General features: G+C 53.5%; 7 protein-coding genes. 5 read left to right on the top strand and 2 right to left on the bottom strand.

Features of this window, described 5'->3' with window-relative positions:
• Positions 1-52: 52 nt before the first annotated feature.
• Both AC2FNE_RS14365 and AC2FNE_RS14360 read right to left on the bottom strand, forming a co-directional pair.
• Positions 53-565 (bottom strand): phosphatidylglycerophosphatase A family protein, encoded by a 513-nt coding sequence (locus AC2FNE_RS14365; protein ID WP_174823250.1) that lies wholly within the window; start codon positions 563-565, stop codon positions 53-55.
• On the bottom strand, positions 547-1,677 hold the full coding sequence (locus tag AC2FNE_RS14360) for a bifunctional 2-C-methyl-D-erythritol 4-phosphate cytidylyltransferase/2-C-methyl-D-erythritol 2,4-cyclodiphosphate synthase (protein ID WP_496805646.1): 1,131 nt from the start codon (positions 1,675-1,677) through the stop codon (positions 547-549). Before AC2FNE_RS14360 ends, AC2FNE_RS14365 begins: the two co-directional genes overlap by 19 nt.
• A 182-nt stretch (positions 1,678-1,859) precedes the next feature.
• Here AC2FNE_RS14360 and dusB point away from each other — a divergent pair, with 182 nt between their 5' ends.
• From dusB to ntrX, 5 genes are all read left to right on the top strand, one after another.
• Entirely contained in the window at positions 1,860-2,843 is a 984-nt protein-coding gene (gene dusB, locus AC2FNE_RS14355) for a tRNA dihydrouridine synthase DusB (RefSeq protein ID WP_170607737.1), read from the top strand.
• Complete coding sequence (locus AC2FNE_RS14350; RefSeq protein ID WP_170477778.1) at positions 2,840-3,922, top strand: two-component system sensor histidine kinase NtrB; 1,083 nt, start codon at positions 2,840-2,842, stop codon at positions 3,920-3,922. Before dusB ends, AC2FNE_RS14350 begins: the two co-directional genes overlap by 4 nt.
• Positions 3,922-5,289 (top strand): response regulator, encoded by a 1,368-nt coding sequence (locus tag AC2FNE_RS14345; protein WP_496805645.1) that lies wholly within the window; start codon positions 3,922-3,924, stop codon positions 5,287-5,289. The genes AC2FNE_RS14350 and AC2FNE_RS14345 overlap by 1 nt, the downstream gene beginning before the upstream one ends.
• 99 nt (positions 5,290-5,388) lie before the next feature.
• Positions 5,389-7,671: a sensor histidine kinase NtrY-like gene (locus AC2FNE_RS14340; protein WP_496805644.1), complete on the top strand. Its 2,283-nt coding sequence runs from the start codon at positions 5,389-5,391 to the stop codon at positions 7,669-7,671.
• Positions 7,672-7,674: 3 nt separating this feature from the next.
• Positions 7,675-9,084, top strand: coding sequence for a nitrogen assimilation response regulator NtrX (ntrX, locus tag AC2FNE_RS14335; protein WP_170607741.1), 1,410 nt, complete (start codon positions 7,675-7,677; stop codon positions 9,082-9,084).
• The last annotated feature ends 30 nt before the right edge of the window (positions 9,085-9,114 follow it).

Here is a 9,114-nt window from a genome sequence, read left to right as displayed (position 1 = left end):
GTGGCAATCATGACACCTAGTGCGTTGGCTTGGTTAAGAATTTCAACTGCGATCATAAGCCCAAAACTCCGTGCGCAACACCCGCAAGAAGTGTTACCCCGATTGCCGCAAATATGCCGGCAATCACGTCGTCCAACATTACGCCTATTGCATCACTCCGACGGTCGGCCCATCCGACAGGGCCGGGTTTCGAAATGTCAAATAGCCGAAACAGGACAAATCCCGCAATCCATCCCGGCCAAAGTTGTGTGATTTCTATACCATGGGTCCAAGCTGGAAAAGAGATAGCCCACACGGCGATCAGCTGACCGGCAACTTCATCGACAACGATTTCTGAAGGGTCGTGATTTTCTTGCCCAGCCGTCATCTCACGAGTGGCCCAAATACCCGCCGCAAAAACGATAAGTGTCACCAGAGCCAACAGCGGAAAACCGCCCAACTCATGCATGGCCCAAGCCAAAGGCAATGCGGCTAAAGACCCCCAAGTTCCTGGCGCCGGTCGCAGATATCCAATCCCGCAAACCGTCCCAACCAGACGCGCGACGTTCACGGTTTCACCACGCATACGGTGGCCAATGCCGCGATGCCTTCGCCGCGTCCGGTAAAACCCAAACGCTCGGACGTCGTTGCCTTTATAGAGATTTTGTCCAATTCCAAGTCCATAATTCTGGACATTTCTTTTTGCATCTCAGGGGCATGCGGGCCGATCTTGGGGTACTCGCAAACCAGCGTACAATCCACGTTGGAAAGTCGAAATCCCATCTGACCTGCCAATTCTACTGCATGCCGCAAAAATATCTCGCTGGCTGCACCTTTCCACTGAGTGTCGGACGGGGGAAAGTGACGACCTATGTCACCCTGCGCTAACGCTCCATATATTGCATCGGTTACGGCATGCATTCCGACATCCGCGTCCGAGTGGCCCTGAAGTCCGCGATCATGCGGAAGTTTTACACCGCACAGAACCACGTGGTCGCCGTCACCAAAACAATGCACGTCAAACCCGTTGCCCAACCTTACGTCCATAGCTGCTCCTAAAATTTGCTCGGCCCGGGCGAAATCCTCGGGATACGTAATTTTGATATTATCGAGGTCACCCGGCAATATGGCGACTTCCAAGCCTGCTGCGCGTGCAACTTCAACATCGTCCGCAGCGCCTCCGGAATGAGAGGCATGAGCTGAAACGATGGCGTCGTAATGAAATCCCTGCGGCGTTTGAGCCGCGTACAATCCGGTCCGATCCTGAACTCCGGTTACGACAGACCCGTCACCAGTCCAGAGTGCATCCGTCACAGCCAACCCAGGTGCAACTGCAATATAGGTTTTCAATGATGACAGTATGTTTGTTATCGTGTCAGGGCTAACACAAGGGCGCGCTACATCGTGGATAAGTACACGCTGAACGCCCTTATCGGAAAGTGCGTGTAGTCCGCTTCGAACAGAATTCGCACGGTCGTCTCCGCCGGCGGCGAGAATAATGTCGCTGTCCCTGAATTCGTGCCACGCACTTTCATCATCAGGCGATAGTACAAGTACAATGTGATCGACAAGGTCGGTAAACCGCTCGATTGTCCAATCTGCGACGCGCCGACCTGCTAGGACACGCCATTGTTTTGGCGTGCCACCTCCTGCGCGTTGACCGCGCCCTGCGGCGACAATTATTGCTGCAGTTTTCATGCGCTCGTGGCCTCCTGATCGTTGGGAATGTTTAGGGCGCGGTGAATGCAGAGGCAATCACCTGCGATAACGTGATTAAAAATTAAGCAACTGATGATTTTGCGGGCTTGTAGCGCGGCGATTTATTGTTCATATGCTCCGATTTCTATATCAAAACTCCAATTGCTCAAGGATTAGGCACGTTGACACTGCGTCTTGCTGAAAAGGACTTGGCCTTACCGGTGCTTCTGGCGCCCATGGCTGGAATCACCGACCGACCTTTTCGCGATCTCGTAATGCGCTTTGGCGCTGGACTGGTGGTGAGCGAAATGGTTGCAAGCCAAGAAATGGTCCAAGCGAAACCCGGTGTCAGGGAAAGGGCCGAACTTTCAGCCGATGTTGAAAACACCGCTGTCCAATTGGCGGGGCGTGAAGCGTATTGGATGGCTGAGGCTGCCCGACAGGTTGCTGACCGCGGCGCCCGGGTAATTGATATCAACATGGGATGCCCAGCAAAGAAAGTCACCAACGGCTATTCCGGCTCGGCATTGTTGAAAACGCCGGACCATGCACTGACGCTTATCGAGGCTGTGGTTTCGGCGGTTCAGGTTCCAGTGACTTTAAAAACTCGTTTGGGGTGGGATGATAATCTTTTGAATGCTCCCGATGTTGCACGCCGCGCACAGGATGCCGGAGTCAAAATGGTAACAATACACGGACGCACCCGCTGCCAGTTTTATAAGGGACGCGCTGATTGGAAAGCCATACGTTCTGTGAAAGATGCAGTTTCAATTCCGGTCATTGCCAATGGTGACATCGTTGACGCGGCTGCTGCGCGCACCGCGCTTTCACTCTCAGGTGCAGACGGAGTGATGATCGGTCGTGGTGCGCAAGGTAGGCCATGGCTTTTGGCTCAGGTATGCAATGATCTTTTCGGTGCGCCCGAGCCTTACATTCCTTCAGGCGCTGAACTTGTTGAAATGGTTCAAGAACATTATCTGGCGATGCTGACGTTTTATGGTGCCGAACTTGGTCTGCGCGTCGCACGCAAACACCTCGGCTGGTACATGGATGAAGTGGCCACGCCCGCCGGTCTACGTCGCGCCGTTCTGACCTCACGAGATGAAAAAGAAGTACTGAGGCTTTTGGTTGACGCGTTATTGCCCGACCGAGAGGTCGCTGCATGACTTCGGATCAAAGCATTTGGGCATCTCTTCCCGTCCCGGCGTTCATAATAGATGCCGAGGATCGAATTTCTGATGTGAACTCTGCGGGTGAGGGTTTTCTGAACGCCTCACGCAAGTCCGTTCTGGGGCATCCCGTCTGGGATCAGGTCGCCGTGGACGCTCCGTTGGAGGCCGCTTTTCTGAGGGCACGGCAGCAAAGCTCACCACTCTTTGTCAACGATGTGGATGTTGGTTCGGGTAACCGGGCGCCCTTGCAATGCGCATTGCAAATCGCGCCCCTGATGGGACATCCGGGTTCAATGATAATGATAATCTCACCACGCGAACTTGCGGGTCAGATGACCAGAGGGAACACGGTAAAGTCGGCGGCTCAGTCCGCGATCGGCATGGCAGAAATGCTTGCGCATGAAATCAAGAACCCCCTGGCTGGAATCACAGGTGCGGCACAGTTGTTGAGCATGAATATATCGGCTCAAGACCTTGAATTAACGGATCTTATCGTTGCTGAGAGCCGCCGAATCGTAAAGCTTTTGGAACAAGTCGAGCAATTTGGCAATCTGTCCGAGCCGGATTTCAAGCCTGTGAACATACATGATGTACTGGACCGCGCCCGCCGATCCGCTTTGCTTGGATTTGGCGCTCACATGACCATTATCGAAGATTACGACCCTTCGCTGCCTTTGGCTTATGGTGACCCGGATCAATTTCTGCAGGTAATTTTGAACCTGCTGAAAAATGCATCCGAAGCAGCCGATCCAAAGGGCGGAAAAATCCGTCTTCGAACGTATTTCGAGCATTCCTTCCGACTGCGTCGCAGCGACGGATCGGGACATTCATTACCGTTGCAGATCGAGATTATCGACGACGGTCCGGGTCTGCCTGATAAGATCCGAAGCGATATTTTTGATCCTTTCGTCTCGGGCAAGGAAAACGGGACAGGGCTTGGGTTGGCATTGGTCAGTAAGATCATTTCCGATCATGACGGCTGGATTACAGCGGACTCAGTTCCTGGGCGTACTGTTTTTCGGCTATCGCTGCGCCGGGCGCCGCGTGATGAAAAAATTATGGAGAATAACTGATGGATGGCACAGTACTGGTTGCCGATGACGACCGCACGATCCGAACAGTTCTAACACAAGCGCTGACCCGTGCAGGATGTAAGGTTCACGCGACGTCTTCGCTGACGACTTTGATGCGTTGGGTCGGTGAAGGCAAGGGCGATGTGGTGATTTCAGATGTGGTAATGCCGGACGGTAATGGTCTGGAAATGCTGCCTAAAATTGCAGAAGATAGGCCCGGTCTTCCAGTCATTGTGATTTCGGCGCAGAATACGATCATGACCGCCATTCAGGCCGCCGAGGCGGATGCATACGACTATCTTCCCAAGCCGTTCGATTTGCCGGACCTGATGAAGCGCACTGCGCGCGCGCTGGATCAGAAACAGCGTGGTCAGCCTGAGATCACACATGATGGCGAGGATCGACCTGATGACCTGCCACTGGTCGGTCGAACCCCAGTCATGCAGGCGTTATATCGTCTGGTTGCGCGCGTCATGAATACAGATTTGTCGGTAATCATTTCTGGTGAAAGTGGAACCGGTAAATCTTTGATTGCGAAGGCTATTCATGACTTCTCGGATAGGCGTACTCTGCCTTTTGTCACGGCAACGGCTGCGGATCTGAGTGATCTTGAAGGACCTGCCCGGGTGATGGCGCGAGTGCGCGGCGGAACGCTGTTAATCGACGAAATCACGGATATTGGCGACGAAATTCAGGCGCGTATCGTCCGAATGATGGATACACCCGGAGATCACGTGCCTCGATTTATGGCTACCAGCCAGTCAGACTTGGCCGACGCGATGGAACAGGGTCGAGTTCGGCAGGATCTTTACTACCGCCTGAGCGGCGCCACGATTCATGTGCCCGCGCTTCGTGAACGAGTTGATGATGTTACGCTGTTGGCAGACCATTTTTTGGCTCGCGAAGAAAGGGACAGTGGGACAAAGCGTTGGCTCAGCCCTGAAGCGGTGGAACTCGTCCGGCGTTACTCTTGGCCAGGCAACGTACGGCAATTGGAAAACGCCGTTCGCCGTTTGAGCTTGACCAGCCGTGCTGACGAAATCTCGAAGCTGGAGGTCGAGATGGTTTTGGGTTCACAGCCCGAAGCTGAGCCGGTTTTGGGCGACGGTGAGCGCGAAAAACTTTCTTCTTCTGTTGACCGTCATCTGCGTCGCTACTTTGATCTGCATGGAAACATTCTGCCCCCTCCGGGCCTGTATCAGCGGATTCTGCGCGAAGTCGAGGCGCCCTTGATCGAAATTGCGCTCGAGGCAACAGGTGGCAATCAGGCAAAATGTGCTGATTTGTTAGGTATTAACCGAAATACTCTTCGAAAAAAGATTACAGACCTCGATATTCAGGTGACACGCCGCCGCAAACTGATGTAATATGGCCACACAAACCGTGGCATCCGGGTCCGACCCGGGCAACGACCACGAGATATGGCGGTTAGCTGCGCAAGCGGCACATCAGAATGAGGGCAGAAGGTGGCAACCCGGGCACACAGCCGGTCAATCCTATCGATCAATCAGTGGCGTAAGTCACGGAGATTGCGAAATATTGGCAGCCTCGGCCTGGTTATTCTGGGTCCCATCCTTACACTTGCGACTTACCTTGTTATCGGTCCATTTGATCTTGGCGCGACGGCCCCAACACTCCGTCTGATTCTATTGGCCGATCTTGTGTATGTGCTGGTTGTCGCAGCGCTGGTTTTAAGCCAGCTGGGTAGCCTGATCGCAGCCCGCCGGGCAAAGTCCGCGGGATCCCGCCTGCATCTTCGTCTGATCGGAGCTTTTACGCTCCTGGCATTGGTTCCCACAGTAACTGTGGCCATCTTCGCTGGTTTAACAGTCAACATCGGCCTCGAGGGCTGGTTCTCTGACCGGGTTCGTCAGGTTGTTGGCTCTTCTCTTACTGCCGCAGAGGCATACGAGCTGGAACACAGACAAGGCCTGACGCAGGACGCTTCTGTGCTGGCCCGGTTTTTGGACAATGCGAGGGCACTGGATTTCTACATTTCCGACGCAGAGCTGCGTGAGGTTTTGGCGCAAGGGCAAGCACAGATTCAACGCGGTTTAAGAGAGGCCTATGTTATCGACGGCAGTGGCGAAATCCGAGCGCGGGGTGATCGTTCCTATTTATTCAATTACGAAGAACCTACAACTGAACAGATTGCTGAAGCCGACAATCAAGGTCTTGCCATAATCGACGATTGGAACAACAGCGAGTTTCGCGCCCTTGTTCCCCTGAGAGCTTACGCTGATCGGTATCTATATGTAAGTCGCGAAGTTGACGGCCAGCTTCTGACTCTTCTGGATGACACAAAGGAAACAGCCCAGTTTTACCGACAACTTGAAAGTGAGCGAGGCAGGGTACTATTCGAATTTGGGCTTTTGTATCTGGGTTTTGCGGTCATCCTTATTCTCGCGGCGATGTCACTGGGGATGTGGTTCGCCGAGCGGCTGTCGCGCCCTGTTGGGCGATTGACCACGGCTGCACAGCGCGTGGGTGCCGGCGACTTAAGTGTGCAGGTGATTGAAGAGGCCAGCGACGACGAGATTGCGATGCTGGGACGCTATTTCAATCAGATGACCCGGCAGTTGAAAGGTCAGCGGGACACGCTTCTGGAAAACACCAGACAGATCGAGCGTCGCCGTCGTCTGTTTGACTCGGTCCTGAGCTCTGTCACCTCCGGTGTTGTAGGAGTGGACTCAGATGGGTGCGTGACTTTTGTGAATCGCTCTGCCGAAAGACTGCTTGACTGGTCCAGAGGAGAGCAACATTTGGCCATCGGAATTGCAGTCCCCGAATTTTTGCCTTTGTTCGAAAGCTTAAAAGACAGCGGGCAAGAATCAATTCAGGGTGAGATTAAGGTAACTCGAAAGGGGCGCTTAGAGAATCTGCTGGTGCGGATGGCGACCAGACGCGGCGAAGATGGTCGTCTTGAAGGCTATGTCGTGGCCTTTGATGATGTCACTGATTTGGTAAGCGCACAACGAATGGCCGCTTGGGGTGATGTGGCGCGCAGGATCGCACACGAGATCAAGAACCCACTCACACCGATTCAATTGAGCGCCGAACGGATAAAACGCAAATTTTCCCGCAAACTCGACGAAGAAGACTGCAAGAGCCTTGAGGCGATGACTGACGTCATTGTGCGTCAAACAAATGATCTGCGACGTATTGTGGACGAGTTTTCCAAATTTGCACGTATGCCTGAACCCGACCGGAATAACGAAAATGTGGTCGACCTTGTTCGCGAAGCGGTCTTGCTGCAGCAGTCTGGTCAACCGGGCGTACAAATCAAAGCGGACCTTCCAAATCAACCGGTGCAGGCTGATGTTGATGCAACGATGTTGAACCAAGCATTGACCAACTTGATCAAAAACGCGGGTGAAGCGATTGAAACACTGAAAGAAAAAGGTGCGCCGGAAAATCTGCTGCCGCAAATCAAAATTGAGATGTCCGTTGACGATAACGGGACACTGATCACCATCGCGGACAACGGTATTGGTCTGCCAGAAGACCGGGCCCGGCTGTTTGAACCTTATGTAACTACCCGCGACGAGGGGACGGGTCTGGGCCTGCCCATTGTCAAAAAGATAATCGAAGAACACGGCGGTGCGCTGACACTTGAAGATGCGCCCGTCTTCGACGGACAGGACCATTTTGGCGCAATGGCTGTCATCCGTCTTCCCGGGGTCGGAGAGACCCCGACCAATGCGCCTCAGAAACAGGCGAAAAAAACCAAACCACTGAAAGCAGGCTAAAAGATGAGTGACATTCTGATCGTAGATGACGAACGCGATATTCGCGAACTGGTGTCCGACATTCTGGAGGACGAAGGCTATTCAACCCGGCTGGCCGGGAACTCGGACGAGTGCATGACGGCCATTAATTCCGAACCCCCGGGGCTGTTGATCCTGGACATCTGGTTGAAGGACAGCCGAATGGATGGCATTGACATCCTGAAGGCGGTGAAACGCGATAACCCAGATGTTCCGGTTGTTATCATTTCCGGCCATGGCAACATCGAGATCGCGGTCGCTGCCATCAAGCAAGGTGCTTACGATTTTATCGAAAAACCTTTCAACATCGACCAGTTAATGGTTGTTATTCGGCGCGCGATGGAAACGTCGCGGCTGCGCAGAGAGAACGCTTCGCTCAAGCGTAAGGAAGTCAGTAGTTCGGACATGATCGGAAAATCTGCCGCCTTCCGAGCAATGCAGGGCCAATTGGACAAAGTGACAAAATCGAACGGTCGCGTGATGCTGAGCGGGCCGGCGGGGTCAGGCAAAGAAATCGCTGCGCGCTATATTCACGCGCATTCCAATCGCGCGAATTCACCCTTTGTTACTGTCAACTGTGCTGGGGTCGAGCCGGAGCGGATGGAAGAGGTTCTTTTTGGACGTGAAACCGCAGAACGCGGTGTGGAGTCCGGCTTGTTGGAAGAAGCTCATGGAGGCGTAATCTATTTCGACGAAGTGGCCGATATGCCTTTGGGTACTCAGTCCAAGATTCTACGTGTTCTTGTCGACCAGCAGTTTCAACGGGTCGGCGGCACCGACAAAGTGCGGGTCGATCTTCGCGTCATATCGTCAACGAACCGCAATCTCGAAGAGGAAATAGCGGCTGAACGTTTCCGAGAAGAACTGTATCACCGCCTTAACGTCGTTCCAGTCGCCGTGCCTTCGTTGGAGGAGCGCCGCGAGGATATTCCTGTGCTAGCGCAGCACTTTATTGGGATCTGTAATGAAACACAGGGCTTGCCGATGCGAGAATTGTCGGATGAGGCTGTGGCCTTGCTGCAGACGATGACTTGGCCCGGCAATGTTCGACAGCTGAAGAATCTGATCGAGCGCGTTTTGATACTGGGCGATGGTACAGGTCCGGTAGAAGCACGGGAATTGCCAAGCGAAGAGGAAAAGTCCGATGAAACAGGGCGCGTTGTTTTATCCGGAGCGTTGGCGACATTGCCGCTGCGAGAGGCGCGCGAAGCCTTTGAACGCGAATATTTGCTGACTCAAATCAATCGGTTTGGCGGCAATATAAGCCGCACAGCCAGCTTTGTCGGTATGGAGCGGAGCGCATTGCATCGCAAACTGAAGTCTCTAGGTGTTGTTACATCGAATAAATCCGGTGCAAGAGTGGCGCAAATTGACGAACCGGAACCAGCAGAATGATCTATCGAAATTAACAATAGAGATTTTTGA

This window comes from Ruegeria sp. YKSD179 (assembly GCF_059612885.1).
The sequence above is the reverse complement of the archived record's forward strand: the minus strand, read 5'-3'. Positions and strand labels throughout refer to the sequence as shown.

Excerpts from the sequence above, each read along its gene's own strand:
- AC2FNE_RS14365 (WP_174823250.1), bottom strand. The coding sequence starts at position 565 with ATGCGTGGTGAAACCGTGAACGTCGCGCGTCTGGTTGGGACGGTTTGC.
- AC2FNE_RS14360 (WP_496805646.1), bottom strand. The coding sequence starts at position 1,677 with ATGAAAACTGCAGCAATAATTGTCGCCGCAGGGCGCGGTCAACGCGCA.
- AC2FNE_RS14350 (WP_170477778.1), top strand. The coding sequence starts at position 2,840 with ATGACTTCGGATCAAAGCATTTGGGCATCTCTTCCCGTCCCGGCGTTC.
- AC2FNE_RS14345 (WP_496805645.1), top strand. The coding sequence starts at position 3,922 with ATGGATGGCACAGTACTGGTTGCCGATGACGACCGCACGATCCGAACA.
- ntrX (WP_170607741.1), top strand. The coding sequence starts at position 7,675 with ATGAGTGACATTCTGATCGTAGATGACGAACGCGATATTCGCGAACTG.